Here is a 19,485-nt window from a genome sequence, read left to right as displayed (position 1 = left end):
GATGATATTCATGACAGATCTTATTTCTTATTTTTAAAACTTTGCTGACCTCAGGAGGTTCTAATTATGAGTAATTTAAATCTTCATCCATTATTCCGCCGTAGCATTGGCTTCGACCGTCTTAACGACTTTATTGAGTATGCAATGCAAAGCGATGCACCGAATTATCCGCCCTACAATATCGAAAAAAGTGGCGAAAATCGTTACCGTATCGTGGTTGCAACTGCAGGCTTTAGCCAAAATGAACTCAGCATTAGCCTTGAAAATCAGTTACTGTCCATTACAGGCAAACCTGAAGCAGTACAGCAAGAACATACTGAATACTTACACAAAGGCATTGCGCGCCGTTCATTTAAATTATCATTGCGTCTAGATGAGCATATTGAAGTGCAACAAGCGGACTACGAAAATGGCTTATTGGTGATTGATCTTGAGCGCATTATTCCTGAAGAAAAATTACCGCGTCAAATTCCAATCGGCAAAAAACTGTTACTCGAAACACCTGAAGTGACCGAAAAAACAGTGAATGCTGAATAATCATTAAATCCCAAGAAAGACTCGAAGATGGGTCTTTCTTTTTTTATTTAAATTGATACATTTAAAGCAATGAAACATAAAAATAAAAAGTATGAATATTCAAAACCACTCCTATCCTATTTTGATCTTTCAGTATGCCTCCATTTTAAGTCTAGCTGCACCCATTGGCGTGTTATGGATTCTTTGGAAGATGGGGCTTGATAATGATATACCCTTCTTGGAAGTTTTAAATGCGCTTATCAAAGAAGCGCCGCAATCTTTGCTCTATATGCTTATTTTTATAATAATTTCATTGTCTTTGTGGAATATACGACTACATATTACCGAGTCTAAAATTTATTATAGTGTGCTTGGCATACCTACATTGTGGTCAATCAAACGCGAAGATATTTCAAGTAGCCGATTTAATGCTAAATATGACCCACCTTATTATTATATCAAACGAAATCTCACCCGATTTAATACGCCTGAATCAGAACAGCAGTTTAATTTTCGTCAGGGGACGGTACAATTTATATTTATTGAAAAAAACTTAGGCAATAGCCTCAGACAAAGGTTTACACTCATTCAGTTAGGCAGCTTCTCTAAAAATTACACTGATCAAATCGTAAACGACCTAAAGCAGCATTGGGATTTAAATACAAAAGTTTAAAAATAAAAAAGCCCTGCACTTGCAGGGCTTTTCTGATCAATGAGTGCTTACTTTTTCTTTTTCGGTCCAAGCAGCATACCCATTTGACGACCTTCCATTTTTGGCGCCTGTTCAACTACACCAATTTCAGCTACATCCGCTTCAATTTTCTGTAATTGTGCCAGACCCAATTGTTGGTGCGCCATTTCACGACCACGGAAACGCAGCGTGATTTTGACTTTGTTGCCTTCTTCCAAGAACTTTAAAATGGCACGCAGTTTTACGTTGTAGTCACCTACATCGGTTGCTGGGCGCAATTTAATTTCTTTTACCTGCACTTGATGCTGCTTTTTCTTGGCATCTTTTTGCTTTTGCTTCAGGTCAAACAAGTGCTTGTTGTAATCCATGATTTTACAAACAGGCGGCTCTGCATTTGCCACAATCTCAACGAGGTCAAGATCTGCATCCTCTGCAGCACGCAATGCTTCCGCTAAAGAAACAATTCCTTTTTGTTCACCATCCGCTGCAACGAGGCGTACTTCTTTTGCACGGATCTCGTCATTAATTGCAGGGCGGTTACTCTTAGCACCTTGTTGTTGGTTACGGTCAGGCTGTTTAATCTTTCTTACTCCACAATGTACCGGCCGCGTTCGGCAACGGCTGCTTTTACTAGGTCAATGAAAGCATCAATTGACATAGTACCCAAATTTTTTCCTGAGCGGGTACGCACGTTCACTGTACCTTCCTCTACTTCACGGTCGCCAAGAACCAGCAAGTAAGGAATACGCTCTAAAGTACGTTCACGAATCTTAAAGCCGATTTTCTCATTTCTCAAGTCAGAAATCGCACGGATACCGTTTTCTTTCAGTTTCTCGACGACTGACCCACAGGCTTCAGCTTGCGCGTCGGTAATATTCATTACACAGGCTTGTGTTGGCGATAACCAAGGTGGCATAAAGCCCGCATAGTGTTCAATAAGTATACCAATAAAACGCTCAAAACTCCCAAGAATCGCACGGTGTAACATTACCGGCTGATCACGGTCGTTATCTTCCGTCACATAAGAAGCATCTAAACGTTCTGGCAAGTTAAAGTCACACTGAATGGTACCGCACTGCCATACACGGCCTAAGCAGTCTTTCAATGAGAATTCAATTTTCGGACCATAGAATGCACCTTCACCCGGCTGTAATTCCCAGGCCAGACCCGCTGCATCCAAAGCATCGGCCAGTGATTTTTCCGCCAGATCCCACAGTGCATCATCACCGACACGTTTTTCAGGACGAGTCGATAACTTCATTTGCACATCTTCAAAACCAAAGTCTTTGTAGACGTCTAAGGTTAATTGAATAAAGTCAGCAACCTCTTGGCCAATCTGCTCTTTGGTACAGAAAATATGCGCATCATCTTGAGTGAAACCACGTACCCGCATAATACCGTGCAATGAACCCGATGGCTCGTTACGGTGACATGAACCAAATTCTGCCAGACGGATTGGTAAATCACGATACGACTTTAGGCCCTGGTTAAACACCTGCACGTGACATGGGCAGTTCATTGGCTTCACTGCGTAGTTACGGTTTTCAGAATGCGTGGTAAACATGTTTTCCGCATAGTTCGCGGCATGACCCGATTTTTCCCATAAGGTGAAATCGACCACCTGCGGAGTACGGATTTCCTGATAACCGTTGTCCTGCTGCACTTTACGCATGTACTGTTCCAGCACCTGGTAAATGGTCCAGCCATTTGGATGCCAGAACACCATACCCGGCGCTTCTTCCTGCATATGGAACAGGTCTAAGGCTTTACCAATTTTACGGTGGTCACGCTTTTCTGCTTCTTCAATACGTTTGATGTAGGCAGCCAGCTGTTTTTTGTCAGCCCAAGCGGTACCGTAAATCCGTTGCAGCTGCTCGTTCTTGGCATCACCGCGCCAGTAAGCACCCGAGATTTTGGTCAGCTTGAACGATTTTAAGAATTTGGTATTTGGTACGTGCGGACCACGGCACATATCCAGATAGTCCTGATGGTAGTACAGGCCCATTTGAGTTTCTTCAGGCATGTCTGCAATCAGGCGCAGTTTGTATTCTTCGCCACGCGCAGTGAATTCAGCAATAACTTCATCACGCGGGGTCATTTTTTTCACAACATCGTAGTCCTGGTCGATGAGCTTTTTCATACGCTCTTCGATGGCCGCCATGTCATCTAAAGTAAATGGACGTGGCATCCAGATGTCATAGTAGAAACCTTCTTCAATGACCGGACCAATCACCATTTTTGCTTCAGGGAACAATTGTTTTACCGCATGGCCCACCAGGTGCGCACAAGAGTGACGAATAATTTCGACCCCTTCTTCGTCTTTCGGTGTGATGATTTGTAAGGTGGCATCTTCGGTAATTAAATCGCAGGCATCGACTAAACGATCGTTCACACGACCTGCCACAGTATTTTTGGCAAGACCCGGGCCGATGCTTTGTGCAACTTCCATCACAGATACGGCTTGATCAAATTGTTTTTGATCACCATTCGGCAAAGTGATAATTGGCATAGAAAATCCTTAAGGAGTGATGCCCCGTACCATGGAGCATGTCACCGCGAGATTATGATCGAGGAGAACCTCAAAAGATAAAAAACGGTGGTAAATAAAAAATCGACTAGAATTTTACACGTCTTGGCGCGGTGATTAAACCTTTTCTCCGAGAAAATTCAAATTAAGCCTCGTGTTTATGCTTAATTTTTTCCGATTTAAAAAAATGTGCTGCATGGGCCAATTTTATTTCCGGATTTACCGGTCAAACGGATGATGTGGCTTTTTATATGCTGATCTGGCCAATCTATCTGCAACTGCCATCATCAGCTACACCCAGATAAAAAAGAAATATCTCCATACAATTTTACCGGATCAAAAAAGGTTTATATTTCAGATGATAGCGTGCCTATTCAGCAGCAATACCGCTCACTCGACTAAAGAATAACTGCAAGCCTGCACTGAAATGAATATCTTTAAACCAGAGAAACAATAAATATGATTAGGGAGTAATAATAATGGTTAGCGCATATGATCAATTGCCGCGTACCCCTGCCAATTTCGTGGCCTTGTCTCCACTGAGATACCTTGAACGCGCTGCTTATATCTACCCGCATCAGGACGCCATTATTCACGGTAAACGCCGCATTACCTGGCGAGAAAAATATCAACGTTGCCGCCAGTTTGCCCATCAGCTACAACAGCTGGGGGTCGGCAAGAATGATACCGTGTCCACCTTACTCCCGAACGTACCAGCCATGCTGGAAGCACATTTTGCCGTACCAATGGCAGGCGCCGTCCTCAATACCCTCAACACCCGGCTCGATGCCAAAAGTCTGGCCTTTATGCTGGAACATGCCGAATCCAAAGTGTTACTGGTTGATCCGGAATTTTCTGCCGTGGCCAAAGAAGCGTTGGCGCTGGTGCCACAAGAAATTTTTGTGATTGATGTTGAAGATGAGCTGTACGAGCAGTGCTTTACTGCCCCGATTGGCCAGATTGAATATGAAGACTGGCTGGCTGAAGGCGATGCCAATTTTGAATGGTCACTCCCACAAGATGAATGGGATGCGATTAGCCTGAACTATACCTCTGGCACCACCGGCAACCCGAAAGGCGTGGTCTATCATCATCGTGGGGCTTATATCAATGCCGCCAGTAATATTATTGCCTGCGGCATGACCCCGCGCGCGACCTATTTATGGACCTTGCCGCTGTTCCACTGCAATGGCTGGTGTTTTGCCTGGACCATGGCGGCCAATGGCGGCACCAATATCTGCCTGCGCAAAGTCGATCCTGAACTGATTTTTAAGCTGATTGCAGAACACAAAGTTGATTACTTCTGCGGCGCACCGATTGTACTGTCGATGCTGATTAATGCCCCGGAACAGCAGCAGATCAAAATTGAGCATCGCGTAGAAGTGATGGTGGCCGGTGCTGCACCACCTGCGGCGATTATTGAAGGGATGCGTAATCTGGGCATTAACGTGACCCATGTTTATGGCTTAACTGAAACCTATGGCCCATCGGCGCTATGTGCATCACAAGCTGGCTGGTCTGAGCTGACTATTCAGGAACAGGCGCAATTGCATTCACGCCAAGGCGTGCCATATCCGCTGCAAGATGGCATGAAAGTCCTCGACCCGGAGACCATGCAACCGGTACCGAACGATGGCGAAACCATGGGCGAAATTATGTTCCGTGGCAATATCGTGATGAAAGGCTATTTAAAAAATCCGGAAGCGACGGCCGAAGCCTTTGCCGGTGGCTGGTTCCATACCGGTGACCTGGCCGTTTGCCAGCCGGATGGCTATGCCAAAATTACCGACCGCTCCAAGGATGTGATTATTTCCGGCGGTGAAAATATTTCCTCGCTGGAGGTTGAAGAGGTGCTGTACCAGCACCCTGCGGTCCTCACCGCGGCAGTGGTGGCCAAACCGGATCCGCGCTGGCAGGAAGTCCCGTGCGCCTTTATTGAAATTAAAGAAGGTAAAACCGTGACCGAAGATGAAATCATTGCCTTCTGCCAGCAGCATCTGGCGCGCTTTAAAGTGCCAAAAGAAGTGGTGATTACCGAGATTCCTAAAACCTCGACCGGAAAATTACAGAAGTTTGTATTACGTGAATGGGCCAAAGAACGCGCTGTCGGCGAGTTCGGTTAAAGCCAGCTGAGATGTTGATGCGGGTCATAGTGCCCGTTTTCAAATCAGTCACCCAAAAATGAACCGCAATAAAAAAACGACTCCATTGAGTCGTTTTTAATGGCTTCGGACCAGATAAAGTCTGATTAGCTTAATTGTCAGATAACAGCGCCACTTGCTGCACATAGTTAAACAATTTTAACTTGGATGCTTCCAGCTCTGCTTCCGGCATTTCCACTTTCAAATCACGGTGAATGCGCAACACATGCTGACGCAGGGTATGTCGTTCTGCCGCATTATAAGTTTTGCAGAAATCATTAATTACCGGATCACCATCTTTAATAATCCGCTCGACCCAGCGTTGCAGCTGTGCGGTTTTTTTGGCACCCTGCTGCGGGGTTAAATAAGACAGAATCACCGATTCATCTTCATTGCGCAGCAGTTTCCCAATCCGCTGGAACTGACGGCGACGCGCCTCATGCGAACTGATATTCTGCACTTCAATGAGTGCATCAATTAAACGCTCATCTACAGGAAGCTTTTGAATTTGCTTCGGGTTCAGTTGAGACAACTGCTCGCCCAAAGCAGCCATACGCTGTACGGCTTTTTTCTGTTCAGTTTTACTTGCACGTCCTTCTAAAGATTCGAAATCATCTTCGGTAAAACGGTGCGGTCGACGTGCCACGATTAATCTGCCTCGTAAAATTTTGCTGCAAAAAGTGCCTGAATTTCAGATAAAGCTTGTTCTTCATCTGCACCTTCAATCACTAAACGTAAAGTTGTGCCCTTACCTGCGCCGAGCATGAGCAGGGACATGATATTTTTTGCATCGACCAACTTGTCACCTTTGCCAATTTGAATGGACGAACGGAATTTCGTGGTGACTTCAATCAGTTTGCCTGATGCACGCGCATGTAAACCTAGTTTATTAATTACGTCAACAGTTGTGTCAATCATGACCAGTGCTTCATTTCCCGGTGTAAGACTTGAATAGACCATTGTGCCTCAAGTGCCTTTTTTAGTCTATCCACCATATAAACAGATCGGTGCTGCCCACCGGTACAGCCAATAGAGATGGTCATATAATGACGATGCCCTTCTGCAAATGCAGGCAGCCATTTATTTAAAAACTGATAAATATCCTGGAACATTTCATTGGTCTGTTCATGCTGTTCCAGAAACTGTTGCACCGGCTCATCCAGCCCGGAATATTTGCGCAAAGACAGATCCCAATGTGGGTTCGGCAAATGCCGGATATCAAAGACATAGTCGGCATCCAGCGGAATACCATGCTTGTAGCCAAAAGATTGCAAAATCACAATCAGTTTATCGGTCTGACCCAGCTTCGACAGCAAGGTATGCTTTAAGTCATGCACACTCTTGTCGGTGGTATCAATGTGCACCGTGGAGCGCAGCTGAATCGGCATAAGCAGGACTTTTTCTTCCTGAATGCATTGATGCAGACTTTTAAACCGGCTGGCCAGAGGATGTGGACGGCGCGAAGCACTAAAGCGGGTGATCAGCTCCTGATCTTGGGCGGTCAGATAAATAATATCGACCGAGCCATGACCCTGCAGCTGTTCAAATACCTGGTCAAATTCCTGCAAATTGGCGCGGGTACTGCGCACATCGACCCCTAGCGCCAGCTGTTCCAGATTATTTTCCAGATCAAGCTTGGCCACAATTTCGGGCAGCAATGCCAGAGGAAGGTTATCAATACAGTAATATCCGAGGTCTTCGAGAACCTGCAAAGCCGAGGATTTTCCTGAACCTGATTGTCCGGTCACAATCAAAATACGCTTCATGACAAGGCTGTCCTTTCCATTGCTGAGCTATGCAGTCGGTTTGATCTGCATATTATCAATTAAGCGGGTGCTTCCCAATTTTGCCGCCACGAACAAAACAATCTCTTGATTAAATTCATCAATTTTTTGCAGTTCAGGTGTACGTGCCTCTACATAGTCCACAACAAAGCCGGCCTGCGTCAATGCTGCTTTAATATTCGCTAACACTTCTGACAGCTTTTCACCCTGTTGCAGTGCCTGTTCAGCGTTTTTCAGGCTTTGATAAATTACTGGTGCCGTTTTACGTTCCTGTTCACTTAAATAACCGTTACGTGAACTGAGCGCCAGACCATCCTCTGCCCGGACAATTGGCACGCCAATCACTTCCAGCGGAATATTCAGGTCACGTACAAACTGACGGATCACCGCCAGCTGTTGATAATCTTTTTGGCCAAAGAAGGCATAGTTCGGCTGCACAATATTAAACAGCTTGGTCACCACCACCGCGACACCATCAAAATGTCCCGGACGCTGCAAACCACACAGGTCTTCGGTAATTTCAGACACACTGATGTTGGTTAAACGCGGGTTTTTGCCATACATTTGCTCGACAGAAGGTGCAAATACGATGTCACAACCGGCTTCTGCCAGCAATTGACTGTCTTGTTCCAAGGTCCGTGGATAGTTGTCAAAGTCTTCATTTGGACCAAACTGAATCGGGTTCACGAAGATGCTGACCACCACCACATCACATAATTGACGCGCTTCACGCACCAGGCTCAGATGGCCTTCATGCAAATTGCCCATGGTCGGGACAAAACCAATAATTTTACGCGCTGCACGTGCAGGATTTAATGAGGCTGCCAATCCCTGAATCGTGGTTTCTGTTTTCATGTTTTACAACTCAACTTGGAAAGTTTGTTCACGTGCCGGGAAAGAACCGTCTTGTACCGCAGCATGATAGGATTTGAAGGCATCTAAAATGGCTGTTTCACCAGACTGCTCTTTCATAAAGTTCCGTACAAATTTGGCAACGCGGCCAAACGTCAGACCCAGCATATCTTGCACCACCAGCACCTGACCATCGGTGTCTGCACCGGCACCAATCCCAATTACCGGAATATGCGGGAACAGGGCACTAATTTCCTGACCAAGCTGCGCCGGTACACATTCCAGCAATAACAGCGCAGCACCGGCATCAACCACCGCCTGACAGTCGGCAATCAACTTGTCCGCCGCTTCACGGGTACGCGCCTGGAGTTTATAACCGCCAAAGACATGTACCGATTGCGGCGTCAGGCCCAAATGCACACACACTGGAATTCCGTTACGGGTCAGCACTTCTACGGTTTCAGCCAGCCAGGCACCACCTTCCATTTTGACCATTTGCGCACCGGCCTGCATCACGGTTTTCGAGCTTTGCAGTGCATCATTCAAGGTGGCATAACTCATAAATGGCAGATCGGTCATGATAAAGGCATGCTGATTGCCACGACGCACTGCTGCCGTATGATAGGCCATATCTTCAACGGTCACCGGCAAGGTAGAGTCACGGCCCTGAATCGACATCCCCAGCGAGTCGCCAATTAAAATACTATCAATTTCAGCAATTTCCATTGCCTTGGCCATACTCGCATCATAACAAGTCAGGCAGGAGAATTTGCGACCATCGGCTTTAAATTGTCTTAAGTCACTGAGACTAATCATGGAGATGTTCCTCTAGGAAAAGCATAGAACATGCTAAAAATCACTTTAAATATTTGCCCAGTGTTCATGGTCCAGCACATCCAGTGCGGGCTGTTGAATGAACGGCAAGTCTTTTAATAATTGCGTATGCACACGCAGTTCGGGGTCTAAATCCAGTAATGGAATGACCACGAAATTGCGTTCTAAAACGCCGACATGCGGCACAGTCAGACGTTCATGCTGAATCTGCTCCTGTCCATAGAGGAGTAAATCCAGATCGAGCGTGCGTTCACCCCAATGGCGTAAACGCACCCGTCCGGCTTCCTGCTCAAAACGCTGCAGCTGATCCAGCAATTCCAGCGCCGGTAAATCTGTACGCAGCTGTACCACCGCATTTAAATAATTCGGCTGGTCTTGTGGCCCCATTGGCGGACTTTGATACAGTTTAGAGGTTTTGACCTGACCCAACGTCGCCAGCTTGTGCACAGCTTCGGTCAGAATCTGGCGTGAATCGCCCAGGTTACTACCTAGGCCAATATAAGTCACCCTACTCATTGTGTTGGCCCGAAAATAACCTGACTTAAATCACGTTGTACCCGCTTGCGCTTCAGAATTGGATGGTCTGCACCAATACCCGAGCCATTGCTTGATGATGTTGATGCAACTTGGGCACGGGCATCTTCCTGCTGTTTGGCTTTATGGGCACGGCGGCTGCGTGGCTCCGGCTCATTCACCAGCGGTTCAATTTCGGCGGTCTGCGCGGCATTCAGCTGCTGCTCCAGATGTTCTTCCTGTGCAGCTTTGCGACGGCTCTTGGCCCGCTGACGGTTGTACTGGCCAATGGCACGTTCTTTTTCATCGGTGCTCATGGTCTGGTACTGATCCCACCACGTACCCATCTCTTGAGTCTGGGCATCGCCAGATCTTTCACGCAGCAGCAAAAAGTCGAAACCGGCACGGAAACGCGCATGGTTGGACAAGGCAGCAATTTGCTGAGGTTTTGGATTCAGCAAACGGGTTTGCATTTCCCAGACTTCACGAATAAAGGTTTCGGCAAAACGCGGAATCACCGTGCGGGTGGCCTGACGTTTCAACACATCCAGCCCAGCCTGTGCACGTGCTTCTGCCGGAATTACCCCTTTGGACAGATAAAAATCACAGCGCTCTAAAAATGGCTTCCACAGCAGCACCGCATAGAAAAAGGCCGGGTTGATGGTTTTGCCAATCGCAATGCGCTGATCGGTATTTTTTGCAGCCAGTTCAATAAAGGGGGTGATGTCCGGCTTGATGTCGGCAAAAAGCTGACGCCAGATACCGAAGTCAATCAGCATCGGCAAGACGCGATTTAAATGCCCCATGGTGAACAGTTTTTGCGATTCATCATACAGACGGTGCGGAGAAACATCGCGCAGCAACTGAGTCATTTCCGGAGTAAAAATCTCCAGAATGGCCGGATCAATATTGAAATTCAGCTTGGCCGCAAAACGTAAGGTCCGCAGCATCCGCACCGGATCTTCTTCAAAACGGACGGTCGGATCCCCAAGCAGACGCAAGGTTTTGGATTTAATGTCATCAACTGCATGACAGAAATCCAGCACGATTCCTTTACGTGGCTGGTAATACAAAGCATTGATACTGAAGTCACGACGGGCAAAATCCTGCTCAATCGTGCCCCAGTTATTGTCTCTTAAAATCATGCCCGCAGCAGAGGTCACCGCTCTTTTCGGCGGTGCACGGAAGGTAGCAACTTCCACCAGTTCACGTCCAGAATAGACATGAGCCAGCTCAAAGCGGCGTCCGATAATGCGACAGCGGCGTCCGAACACCTCTTTGACCTGAGATGGCGTGGCATTGGTCACGGCATCAAAATCCTTCGGATTCAGGCCCAACATCAGGTCACGAACACCACCACCAACGATATAAGCTTCATAGCCAGCTTTGGTTAAAGCATCAATAACATCTAGAATGTAAGCAGGTAATTGCGTGGTTGATAAACCACATTTTGACGCGCGCAAAGTTTGCAAAAGACGCTGTCTCCTACGTCTGAACGTAAAATAGATTAGATGACGCTAATCATATCTCTAACACAATCAAAGGGCAATTTGATTATCTCAATACTCGGGCCCGGCTGATGCGGTGTTGGCCGATGATCAGACCCGATTAAATACCCAGCCGGTGCCGGTTTTTGGCCAATAATGCCGGTCCAATCCCTTTGACTAACTGTAAATCTTCAATCCGTTTGAATTTTCCATGCCGATTGCGGTACTCAATAATAGCTTCCGCCTTCTTTTGTCCCACGCCAGATAATTGCTGTAATTGCGCGGCTGTTGCCATATTCAGATTAATTTTTTCACTACTGCCTGCGCTAGCTGAACGGGGTTGGGAAGTCTTCGTAGAAGCCGACGGGCTTAAGCGGGCATCAATCGCCTCTTGTTCAGCCTTCCATTGCAGATAACGCGCATCATAATTTTCTGCCTGCGCATTTTGCAGCGCGAAAAAGCTACAAAACACGCAGAACATCACAGTAAATTGAATTAGAGCTTGAGCGTGTTGAAATCTTATTCTTCTTGTCATGGTCACTCTGTCATTTTAATTGTTGTTTTGCCTGCTCCCACAACTGATCCATTTCAGCCAACGACACCTGTTCTATATTTTTATGCTGCTGTTGTAACTGCTGTTCAATGAAAGCAAAGCGGGTTCTAAATTTATGTACGGTACTCAGCAAAGCCATTTCGCTGGACAGATTCAGTTTACGGCCAACATTAATTAAAGAAAATAAACAGTCACCCAGCTCATCCAGAATTTCGTCGGAATTTTGCCGATCCACCGCCTGTTTCAACTCCTGCAACTCTTCATCGACTTTCTGCATCGCGCCAGTGACATCGGGAAAATCAAAGCCAATCTGCGCGACATTGTGCTGTAACTGCTGAGCCTGCTGAATGGCCGGGCCATGTTTGACCTCAGATAAGCGCGATGCAGGTTTGCCGGCTTTTTCCTGCTGTTTAATCTGCTGCCACAATGCACTGACATCTTCCGGGCTTAAGGCCGCAAACTGCTCGGGCTGAAATACATGCGGATGACGGCGAATCATTTTATCGGTAATGGCCTGCACCACATCCTGAAAGTCAAAAGCACCCTGCTCGCTATACATTTGCGACTGGAATACCACTTGCAGCAATAGATCGCCCAGTTCCTCTTTGACGTCCTGAGCATGACCACTGCGCACGGCCGCTTCGACTTCATAGGCTTCTTCAATCGCATACTTGGTCAGCGATTCTGGGGTCTGCTTCTGGTCCCACGGACATTGCTCACGAAGCTGTTTCATCACTGCCAATAACTGATCCATGCCGATTTCTACCTTCTTCAACCATCATCTACATAAAAATATTTGCTATGCTCTCAACAGAACCACACGTTGAAAAACAAAAACACAAGGAGTTAGCCACATGCACAGTATCTTCATTAGTGGCGCAGCACAAGGCATTGGTGCAGCAGTGGCCCGCTTATTTTATCAGGCGGGTTATAAAGTCGGAATTTATGATTTAAATGTTGCGCTGGCCGAGCAACTGGCGCAGCAGCTGGGTCCTAATGCGCAAGCCGGCGGGCTGGATGTCGCGGATTATGCGCAGTGGCAAACGGCTTTGGCGCGTTTTGTAGACTGGGCTGGCGAGCTGAATATTTTAGTCAACAATGCCGGCATTTTATATTCGGGTGCTTTTGAAGACACCGAGATTCAGGCGCATCAGCGCACCATGCAAGTTAATGTCAATGGGGTACTAAATGGCTGTCATGCCGCACTGCCTTATTTAAAACAGGCGACTTTTGCCCGGGTGGTGAACCTGTCGTCAGCTTCGGCCATTTATGGACAGGCCGATCTGGTGTCGTATTCGGCCAGTAAATTTGCGGTACGCGGTATAAGCGAAGGGCTGGATGTAGAATGGCAAAAATACGGTATCCGGGTGCTGGATGTGATGCCGCTGTTTGTACAAACCGCCATGGTCAAAGATATGGATGCCGGCACCATCCAAAATATGGGGGTACATTTAAGCGCGGAAGATGTGGCCGATGAAATTTTCAGTTGTGTTACGCGAAAAAGCTCGCTATTTACCGCCACCCATCAGCCTGTCGGATTAAAAAGCAAATTCCTGTTTACCCTGTCGCGCCTAAGCCCGCAGTGGGTGAATCGTTATAGCAATATGTGGCTGGCACGGCGTCCAGACTAGAAACTGATGGCCATAAAAAAGCCCGAATCTGATTCGGGCTTTTTTTGTATCAAGTAAAAACCGCTTAACCGCGTTTAAATTTCTTCTCGGCTTTCTTAAACTTCTGTACATAACGACGACGACGCGCAGCAGTACGTTCATCCACCTGTGATTTACGTCCTTCAAACGGGTTCTCAGAGGTTTTAAATTCAATCTTCACCGGAGTTCCTTCCAGCTTATAGACCTTACGGAACACGTTTTCCAGGTAACGACGATAATCGGCCGGGGTTTTATCCACCTTGTTACCGTGAATTACAATCGTTGGCGGGTTCTGGCCTCCCATGTGTGCATAACGCATTTTAATGGCACGACCCTGCACTTTTGGCGGATGGTGCGCTTCAGTTGCATCATTCAGAATCTGAGTCAGTTTGGCTGGTGATACTTTTAAGCGCGAAGACTCATAAGCACGATGAATCGATGGATAAAGATCACCCACCCCAGTGCCATGCAGCGCTGAAATCAGGTGAATACGCGCCCAAGGAATAAAGTCAAAGCGGCGCTCGACATCCAGCTTACACTGCTTGCGATCATATTCAGACATGTTGTCCCATTTATTGATCGCAATCACCATGGCACGGCCAGCTTCCAGCGCATAACCAATCAGGTGCAGGTCCTGCTCGACAATCCCTTCACGCGCATCGACCACCACAACCACCACGTTGGCATCTTTCATCGCCTGCAAGGTTTTTACAATCGAGAATTTCTCGATCATTTCATCGACCTTGCCTTTACGGCGTACACCGGCAGTATCAATCAGGGTGTATTTACGCCCTTCACGCTCAAACGGAATATAGATCGAGTCACGTGTTGTGCCCGGCTGGTCAAAAGCAACCACGCGCTCTTCACCCAGCAAACGGTTCACCAGCGTCGATTTACCCACGTTTGGACGACCAATAATCGCTAGACGCAGACCCGTGTCTTCATCACGCTCTTCCGGGTTTTCATCTTCCGGCACATCTTGCAGTACTTCTTCCAGCATCTGCTGAACACCGCGACCATGGCTGGCGGCCACTTGCATTGGCTCGCCCATCCCCAGTTTAAAGAATTCAACCAGCGCGGCTTCTGCATGTACGCCATCGACCTTGTTGGCCACCAGAAAGACTTTTTTACCCAGCGTACGCAGTTCACGGGCAATCTGCTCATCCGAAGCCAGCAGACCGGCACGCGCATCGACCACGAAGATGATCATATCGGCTTCATGGATGGCGGTTTTCGACTGCTCGGCCATGTAAGAATCGATACCACCTTCAGATTCGCCAATACCGCCGGTATCGACCACGATGAAGGATTTATTCTGATAGGTCGCATCACCATATTTACGGTCACGCGTCAGGCCGGCAAAGTCTGCGACCAGAGCATCACGACTCTTGGTGATCTGGTTAAACAACGTTGATTTTCCGACGTTCGGACGACCAATGAGCGCAATTACGGGTTTCATAGATTAACCTTTATTTGAGATCAGTCCACTACACGGGTCTGAACATCAGAAACAAATGGGAAGAAAAAATTTGAGTCAAAGACCTGAATAAAAACACGGGGCATTGAACATTCAATCACCCCGCGTTAAAAAATACGGAAATTGTCGCCTAGTTTAACATAAGGCAACAAAAAGTTAACGGTTTTGCCAAATGCTGAATGCACCCTTTTGCGTACCAACATATAACTGGTTGTCGATGACACGTAAAGAACGCACTTCACCGCTGGTTTTGGCGCGACCAATCAGCTGACCGTTGCTCGGGTTAAACAGATGCAAGACACCATCCATATCTCCCACCACCAGGTCCTGACCCAGCATTACCGGGTTACTTAAACGACGGTTAAGCAACTGGTCATTTTCCCACAGCTTCTGGCCACTGGTAATTTCATAAGCCACTAAACGGCCATCGGCACTGGCGACAAAAACCCCATTGCCGACCACTTCCGGACGTTTGGTGCTGCTCAGGTCTTCGCTCCAAACCACTTGCTGTGAAGCCAGATCAGTGACGGTCACCTGGCCCTGGAAGCTGGTAGTGACCAGGAACTGGCCAGCTACTACCGGATCGCCATCAATATCATTTAAACGCTGAATATCGGAGCGACCTTCACTGATGGCCACACGGCGCTGCATACGCGGCGTACCGGTCACCACATCAATTGCATAAATATAAGCATTGGCGGTTGCTACCAGCACGGTACGCGGATCAACCGCTACCGGTGCAGCGCTACCACGCAGGCTAAACTGGACATTCGGCAAATTGTAAGTCCACATTTGCTGGCCAGTCGCCAGGTTATGCGCATAGACAATACCATCATTGCTGATGGTCACCACACGGTTGGCATGCACCAGCGAAGGTGCCAGAATGGCGCCAGTCAATTGTGCGGTCCATTTTTTCTCACCTGTAGCCTGATCCAGTGCAAACAGTTGGCCTTTCTGATTCCCAACAATCACCAGACCTTCTGCCGCTTCTACACCTGAGCTGAGCCCCTGTTTGCTGACTTCGGTCTGCCACAAACGCTGCTTGCCACGATAGGCTGCTACTTCACCTTTAGGATCAATATTAAATACCACGCCATTATCGACATCTAGCTGTAAACGCAGCGGATCTTCTTCAGCAGTCGATGAGGTGTTTTGAGAAAATACAGGCACCAGGGTTTTGGCCTGTTGCAGTTTTGGCAAAGGATTCGGTTTTACTTTTTCAACTTTAATGCTGTTGCTTGAACAGCCAACCAATGCAAGGCTTAAAACAGTTAGTGCAAACGGGATCTTATATTTTCTATTCATTCAGTTTCATCCACTTGTGTGTCGATTACAGGACGTTCAATTTCAGGATCATCAACTAAAACGCCGACACTTTCGAGTTTAATTTGTAAAATTTGACGTTCCTGTTGACGTTCAAGTAACGCATTCCATGCGTTCTGATACGCTTTTTTGGCATTTTCAATATCATTTTTCGCCACGTACACATCACCACGCGCTTCTTCAGCTGTTGCTTTAAAGGCAGGATCGTTGACGGCAGACAAGGTTTTCAGTGCCTCATCATATTTCTTTTGTGCCAATTGCGCATAGGCCAAACGCAGTTTTAATACCTGCATTAAGCCGGCATCATCGACTTTAGAATTTTCAACTTTCTTTAAGGCTTTTTCTGCACCGGCATAATCGCCCTGATCATAGGCCAGTTTCGCCATTAAGAACTGGGTCTGAATGGCCTGGATGGAATCTGGTGCTTCTTTCACAATCTTATCGGCCGTGGTTGACAGATTCTGGAAAGCTTTGTCATCGCCTTCAGCCGCACGCGCCTCGTCCATCAGTTGCTGGACTTTGGCGGTGTTGGTCTGATCTTCAGCCAGGTTTTTCTTCTGCCAGTATTGCCATCCGAAAAAGGCAATCAGCGCAATCAAAATCCCGCTAATAATTGCAGAACCATATTTCTTAGCGAATGATTTTAAATGATCAAGTTGTTCATCATCACTTAATGCGCTCATTGAATTACCCTTTTCCTTATATTCTTTGGCTTATTTTGAAGAAAATTTTTCAATCATAAATGGCACAATCTCTGCCACAGCTACATCCAACTGCTCGGCAGTGGCCAGTTCTTTAACGGCGAAGCGCTGGTTTTCCCACTCACGCTCACCCAGAATTAAAGCATACAGTGCACCCGACTGGTCGGCTTTTTTCATCTGGCTTTTCATCGAGCCTTGTGAGCCGACTTTCAGGCGAATGGCACTACCACTGGCTTCAAGCTGGTCACGAATCTGCTCTGCCAGCACCAGTGCTTTACCTTGTGATGCCGGATCGGCCACCAGGAATACTTCACAATCGCGGCTTGGGCTGTTGTCTTCGACCTGTTCCAATAGAAGCAATAAACGCTCCATGCCCATGGCAAAACCAACTGCCGGAACCGACTGTTCTGGCTTGCCTTTTAACTGCCCCACCAGACCATCATAACGGCCGCCGGCACACACTGTCCCCTGTGAACCCAAATGGGTGGTGGTCCATTCAAATACAGTTTTGTTGTAATAATCCAGACCACGGACCAATTTTTGATTAATCACGAAGCTGACACCGGCATCAGTCAGATACTGCTGCAACAGGGCAAAATGCGCCATGGTGTCTTCACCCATAAAGTCGTGAAGTTTTGGTGCATTTTCCAGGATGCTTTGAGTTTTGGCATCTTTAGAGTCCAGAATACGCAGCGGGTTGGTGCTTAAACGGCGCTGAGAATCTTCATCGAGATCGGCTTTGTGCGTTTCCAGGAACTCAACCAAGGCGGCGCGATACGCGGCACGTTCATCTGACTCACCTAAAGTATTCAGTTCAAGTTGAACTTTATCTGCAACGCCCATACGTTTCCATAAACGCGCGGTCATTAAAATCAGCTCGGCATCCATATCTGGGGTAGCGACACCAAAAGTTTCCACACCAAACTGATGGAACTGGCGATAACGGCCTTTTTGCGGTTTTTCATAACGGAACATTGGGCCGATATACCACACGCGAGGCGTTGCACCGCGCAGCAGGTTATGCTCAAGCATGGCACGTACACAGCCTGCCGTACCTTCCGGACGTAAAGTCAATGACTCTGGCGGATTGCCTTTGTCCAGGAAGGTGTACATTTCTTTTTCAACGATATCGGTTGCATCACCAATGGAACGCTTGAACAGATGGGTCTGCTCAACCATCGGCAAACGGATTTGCTGATAACCATAAGCATCCATAAGACTGGACAGATGCTGTTCCAGACGTCTCCAAGCCGGGGTCTGGGTTGGGAGAATGTCATTAAAACCTTTGATTGCGACGATTGAACTCATGATCTACTCAGAAAAACCTGTGCGAATAATCTCTTTTGACTTAGCTTCTTCAAGCTCTTTAACACGTTGACGAACCATTGTTTCGATTTCATCAACCAATTGATTGGTATCAATTAAATGGCTCTTTTCACCATTACGATACACCAGTGAACGCGGACTTGCACCTACCACGCCAATATCAGCTTCTTTGGCTTCGCCCGGACCGTTAACTTTACAGCCAATCACCGACACATCCATTGGAGTGCGGACATCTTCCAGACGCTCTTCCAACATCTGCATGGCTTTAATCACGTTAAATTCCTGACGTGAACAGCTTGGGCAGGCAATGAAGTTAATGCCATTAGAACGCAGGCCGAGCGATTTTAAAATATCAAAGCCAATTTTGACTTCTTCTTCCGGCTCTGCTGCCAGGGAAATACGCATGGTGTCGCCAATGCCTTCCATCAGCAGGCCACCTAAGGCAATCGCTGATTTCACCGAACCGGTCCGATAGATTCCCGCTTCAGTCACACCTAAATGTAGCGGATTATCAATTTGCTGCGACAGCAAACGATAGGCATCCATGGTTAAAAATACATTCGATGCTTTCACCGAGACCTTAAATTCCTGGAAATCCAGACGGTCTAAAATATCAATATGGCGCATGGCCGATTCAAGCAAGGCTGCACCGGTCGGCTCGCCGTATTTTTTTTGAATATCTTTTTCCAGTGAACCGGCATTGACCCCAATCCGCATGGAAATATCATGATGTTTGGCCGCAGCCACCACTTCACGGATTTTCGCTTCCGAACCGATATTACCCGGGTTAATCCGCAGACAGTCAGCACCGAAATCGGCCACAGCCAAAGCAATTTTATAGTCGAAGTGAATATCAGCCACCAAAGGAACAGAGACCTGCTTACGGATTTCACCAAAAGCCTGTGCGGCTTCCATGCTTGGTACCGATACCCGCATGATGTCTGCACCAGCATCAACACAGCGCTGAATTTGCGCAACCGTTGCAGCGACATCACAGGTTTCGGTATTGGTCATACTCTGAATGCTGATTGGCGCATCACCGCCCACATAGACTGAACCGACACGAATTTTACGGGTTGGACGGCGTCGAATTGGATTCTCAATCATGATT

At 47.2% G+C, this 19,485-nt stretch carries 20 protein-coding genes; 4 read left to right on the top strand and 16 right to left on the bottom strand.

Annotation, left to right across the window (positions count from 1 at the left end):
- The first annotated feature begins 66 nt into the window (after positions 1 to 66).
- Positions 67 to 537: an Hsp20 family protein gene (locus FTU54_RS08535; RefSeq protein WP_045795981.1), complete on the top strand. Its 471-nt coding sequence runs from the start codon at positions 67 to 69 to the stop codon at positions 535 to 537.
- A gap of 91 nt (positions 538 to 628) precedes the next feature.
- Positions 629 to 1,189 carry a hypothetical protein gene (locus tag FTU54_RS08530; RefSeq protein ID WP_087662381.1) on the top strand — a complete coding sequence of 187 codons (561 nt, stop codon included), beginning with the start codon at positions 629 to 631 and terminating at the stop codon, positions 1,187 to 1,189.
- A 47-nt stretch (positions 1,190 to 1,236) separates the two neighbouring features.
- Here FTU54_RS08530 and infC read toward each other — a convergent pair whose 3' ends face one another.
- Positions 1,237 to 1,788: a translation initiation factor IF-3 gene (gene infC, locus FTU54_RS08525; protein ID WP_075167371.1), complete on the bottom strand. Its 552-nt coding sequence runs from the start codon at positions 1,786 to 1,788 to the stop codon at positions 1,237 to 1,239.
- 5 nt (positions 1,789 to 1,793) lie between these two features.
- On the bottom strand, positions 1,794 to 3,716 hold the full coding sequence (gene thrS / locus FTU54_RS08520; RefSeq protein ID WP_104472408.1) for a threonine--tRNA ligase: 1,923 nt from the start codon (positions 3,714 to 3,716) through the stop codon (positions 1,794 to 1,796).
- 497 nt (positions 3,717 to 4,213) lie between these two features.
- Between thrS and FTU54_RS08515 the strand changes: the two genes are divergently transcribed.
- Positions 4,214 to 5,857 carry an acyl-CoA synthetase gene (locus FTU54_RS08515; RefSeq protein WP_127801702.1) on the top strand — a complete coding sequence of 548 codons (1,644 nt, stop codon included), beginning with the start codon at positions 4,214 to 4,216 and terminating at the stop codon, positions 5,855 to 5,857.
- A 130-nt stretch (positions 5,858 to 5,987) separates the two neighbouring features.
- On the opposite strand, the gene yjgA is transcribed toward FTU54_RS08515, so the two are convergent.
- The 9 genes from yjgA to mazG form a co-directional block, all read right to left on the bottom strand.
- Positions 5,988 to 6,521, bottom strand: a complete 534-nt coding sequence (gene yjgA, locus FTU54_RS08510) for a ribosome biogenesis factor YjgA (RefSeq protein ID WP_156188789.1) — start codon at positions 6,519 to 6,521, stop codon at positions 5,988 to 5,990.
- Between the two features lie 2 nt (positions 6,522 to 6,523).
- A complete protein-coding gene (locus FTU54_RS08505) occupies positions 6,524 to 6,793 on the bottom strand; it encodes an HPr family phosphocarrier protein (protein WP_034598158.1) in 270 nt (89 codons plus the stop codon).
- Positions 6,790 to 7,641: an RNase adapter RapZ gene (gene rapZ, locus FTU54_RS08500; protein ID WP_005182418.1), complete on the bottom strand. Its 852-nt coding sequence runs from the start codon at positions 7,639 to 7,641 to the stop codon at positions 6,790 to 6,792. Before rapZ ends, FTU54_RS08505 begins: the two co-directional genes overlap by 4 nt.
- A gap of 27 nt (positions 7,642 to 7,668) precedes the next feature.
- Positions 7,669 to 8,514: a pantoate--beta-alanine ligase gene (gene panC / locus FTU54_RS08495; RefSeq protein ID WP_005182413.1), complete on the bottom strand. Its 846-nt coding sequence runs from the start codon at positions 8,512 to 8,514 to the stop codon at positions 7,669 to 7,671.
- Positions 8,515 to 8,517: 3 nt separating this feature from the next.
- Positions 8,518 to 9,327, bottom strand: a complete 810-nt coding sequence (panB, locus tag FTU54_RS08490) for a 3-methyl-2-oxobutanoate hydroxymethyltransferase (protein ID WP_180046231.1) — start codon at positions 9,325 to 9,327, stop codon at positions 8,518 to 8,520.
- A gap of 45 nt (positions 9,328 to 9,372) precedes the next feature.
- On the bottom strand, positions 9,373 to 9,861 hold the full coding sequence (gene folK, locus FTU54_RS08485) for a 2-amino-4-hydroxy-6-hydroxymethyldihydropteridine diphosphokinase (protein WP_180046233.1): 489 nt from the start codon (positions 9,859 to 9,861) through the stop codon (positions 9,373 to 9,375).
- Positions 9,858 to 11,330, bottom strand: a complete 1,473-nt coding sequence (gene pcnB, locus FTU54_RS08480) for a polynucleotide adenylyltransferase PcnB (protein WP_180046235.1) — start codon at positions 11,328 to 11,330, stop codon at positions 9,858 to 9,860. The genes folK and pcnB overlap by 4 nt, the downstream gene beginning before the upstream one ends.
- A 136-nt stretch (positions 11,331 to 11,466) precedes the next feature.
- Entirely contained in the window at positions 11,467 to 11,880 is a 414-nt protein-coding gene (locus FTU54_RS08475; protein ID WP_104470595.1) for a ComEA family DNA-binding protein, read from the bottom strand.
- A 10-nt stretch (positions 11,881 to 11,890) separates the two neighbouring features.
- Positions 11,891 to 12,652, bottom strand: a complete 762-nt coding sequence (gene mazG, locus FTU54_RS08470; RefSeq protein WP_104487792.1) for a nucleoside triphosphate pyrophosphohydrolase — start codon at positions 12,650 to 12,652, stop codon at positions 11,891 to 11,893.
- Between the two features lie 100 nt (positions 12,653 to 12,752).
- Between mazG and FTU54_RS08465 the strand changes: the two genes are divergently transcribed.
- The gene (locus FTU54_RS08465) at positions 12,753 to 13,529 is read left to right on the top strand and encodes an SDR family oxidoreductase (protein ID WP_180046236.1); all 777 of its coding nucleotides are present in this window, start codon (positions 12,753 to 12,755) and stop codon (positions 13,527 to 13,529) included.
- A 64-nt stretch (positions 13,530 to 13,593) separates the two neighbouring features.
- Here FTU54_RS08465 and der read toward each other — a convergent pair whose 3' ends face one another.
- The 5 genes from der to ispG all read right to left on the bottom strand — a co-directional run bounded on the left by der (position 13,594) and on the right by ispG (position 19,481).
- The gene (gene der, locus FTU54_RS08460; RefSeq protein WP_005182406.1) at positions 13,594 to 15,006 is read right to left on the bottom strand and encodes a ribosome biogenesis GTPase Der; all 1,413 of its coding nucleotides are present in this window, start codon (positions 15,004 to 15,006) and stop codon (positions 13,594 to 13,596) included.
- A 174-nt stretch (positions 15,007 to 15,180) separates the two neighbouring features.
- A complete protein-coding gene (gene bamB / locus FTU54_RS08455) occupies positions 15,181 to 16,329 on the bottom strand; it encodes an outer membrane protein assembly factor BamB (RefSeq protein WP_180046237.1) in 1,149 nt (382 codons plus the stop codon).
- Positions 16,326 to 17,030 (bottom strand): tetratricopeptide repeat protein, encoded by a 705-nt coding sequence (locus FTU54_RS08450; RefSeq protein ID WP_180074638.1) that lies wholly within the window; start codon positions 17,028 to 17,030, stop codon positions 16,326 to 16,328. The genes bamB and FTU54_RS08450 overlap by 4 nt, the downstream gene beginning before the upstream one ends.
- A 30-nt stretch (positions 17,031 to 17,060) precedes the next feature.
- Positions 17,061 to 18,356, bottom strand: a complete 1,296-nt coding sequence (gene hisS, locus FTU54_RS08445) for a histidine--tRNA ligase (protein WP_005182398.1) — start codon at positions 18,354 to 18,356, stop codon at positions 17,061 to 17,063.
- Between the two features lie 3 nt (positions 18,357 to 18,359).
- Entirely contained in the window at positions 18,360 to 19,481 is a 1,122-nt protein-coding gene (ispG, locus tag FTU54_RS08440) for a flavodoxin-dependent (E)-4-hydroxy-3-methylbut-2-enyl-diphosphate synthase (RefSeq protein WP_005182396.1), read from the bottom strand.
- Between the last annotated feature and the right edge of the window lie 4 nt (positions 19,482 to 19,485).

Source organism: Acinetobacter sp. YH12116, from assembly GCF_013418895.1.
In the GTDB taxonomy this organism is placed as follows: domain Bacteria; phylum Pseudomonadota; class Gammaproteobacteria; order Pseudomonadales; family Moraxellaceae; genus Acinetobacter; species Acinetobacter indicus.
The sequence above is the reverse complement of the archived record's forward strand: the minus strand, read 5'-3'. Positions and strand labels throughout refer to the sequence as shown.

What these genes read in the sequence shown, in the direction of transcription:
- FTU54_RS08450 (WP_180074638.1), bottom strand. Translation starts at nt 17,030, where the DNA reads ATGAGCGCATTAAGTGATGATGAACAACTTGATCATTTAAAATCATTC.
- FTU54_RS08515 (WP_127801702.1), top strand. Translation starts at nt 4,214, where the DNA reads ATGGTTAGCGCATATGATCAATTGCCGCGTACCCCTGCCAATTTCGTG.
- FTU54_RS08465 (WP_180046236.1), top strand. Translation starts at nt 12,753, where the DNA reads ATGCACAGTATCTTCATTAGTGGCGCAGCACAAGGCATTGGTGCAGCA.
- hisS (WP_005182398.1), bottom strand. Translation starts at nt 18,356, where the DNA reads ATGAGTTCAATCGTCGCAATCAAAGGTTTTAATGACATTCTCCCAACC.
- ispG (WP_005182396.1), bottom strand. Translation starts at nt 19,481, where the DNA reads ATGATTGAGAATCCAATTCGACGCCGTCCAACCCGTAAAATTCGTGTC.
- panC (WP_005182413.1), bottom strand. Translation starts at nt 8,514, where the DNA reads ATGAAAACAGAAACCACGATTCAGGGATTGGCAGCCTCATTAAATCCT.
- FTU54_RS08475 (WP_104470595.1), bottom strand. Translation starts at nt 11,880, where the DNA reads ATGACAAGAAGAATAAGATTTCAACACGCTCAAGCTCTAATTCAATTT.
- bamB (WP_180046237.1), bottom strand. Translation starts at nt 16,329, where the DNA reads ATGAATAGAAAATATAAGATCCCGTTTGCACTAACTGTTTTAAGCCTT.
- thrS (WP_104472408.1), bottom strand. Translation starts at nt 3,716, where the DNA reads ATGCCAATTATCACTTTGCCGAATGGTGATCAAAAACAATTTGATCAA.
- der (WP_005182406.1), bottom strand. Translation starts at nt 15,006, where the DNA reads ATGAAACCCGTAATTGCGCTCATTGGTCGTCCGAACGTCGGAAAATCA.
- rapZ (WP_005182418.1), bottom strand. Translation starts at nt 7,641, where the DNA reads ATGAAGCGTATTTTGATTGTGACCGGACAATCAGGTTCAGGAAAATCC.
- FTU54_RS08535 (WP_045795981.1), top strand. Translation starts at nt 67, where the DNA reads ATGAGTAATTTAAATCTTCATCCATTATTCCGCCGTAGCATTGGCTTC.
- FTU54_RS08505 (WP_034598158.1), bottom strand. Translation starts at nt 6,793, where the DNA reads ATGATTGACACAACTGTTGACGTAATTAATAAACTAGGTTTACATGCG.
- panB (WP_180046231.1), bottom strand. Translation starts at nt 9,327, where the DNA reads ATGATTAGTCTCAGTGACTTAAGACAATTTAAAGCCGATGGTCGCAAA.
- mazG (WP_104487792.1), bottom strand. Translation starts at nt 12,652, where the DNA reads ATGGATCAGTTATTGGCAGTGATGAAACAGCTTCGTGAGCAATGTCCG.
- folK (WP_180046233.1), bottom strand. Translation starts at nt 9,861, where the DNA reads ATGAGTAGGGTGACTTATATTGGCCTAGGTAGTAACCTGGGCGATTCA.
- FTU54_RS08530 (WP_087662381.1), top strand. Translation starts at nt 629, where the DNA reads ATGAATATTCAAAACCACTCCTATCCTATTTTGATCTTTCAGTATGCC.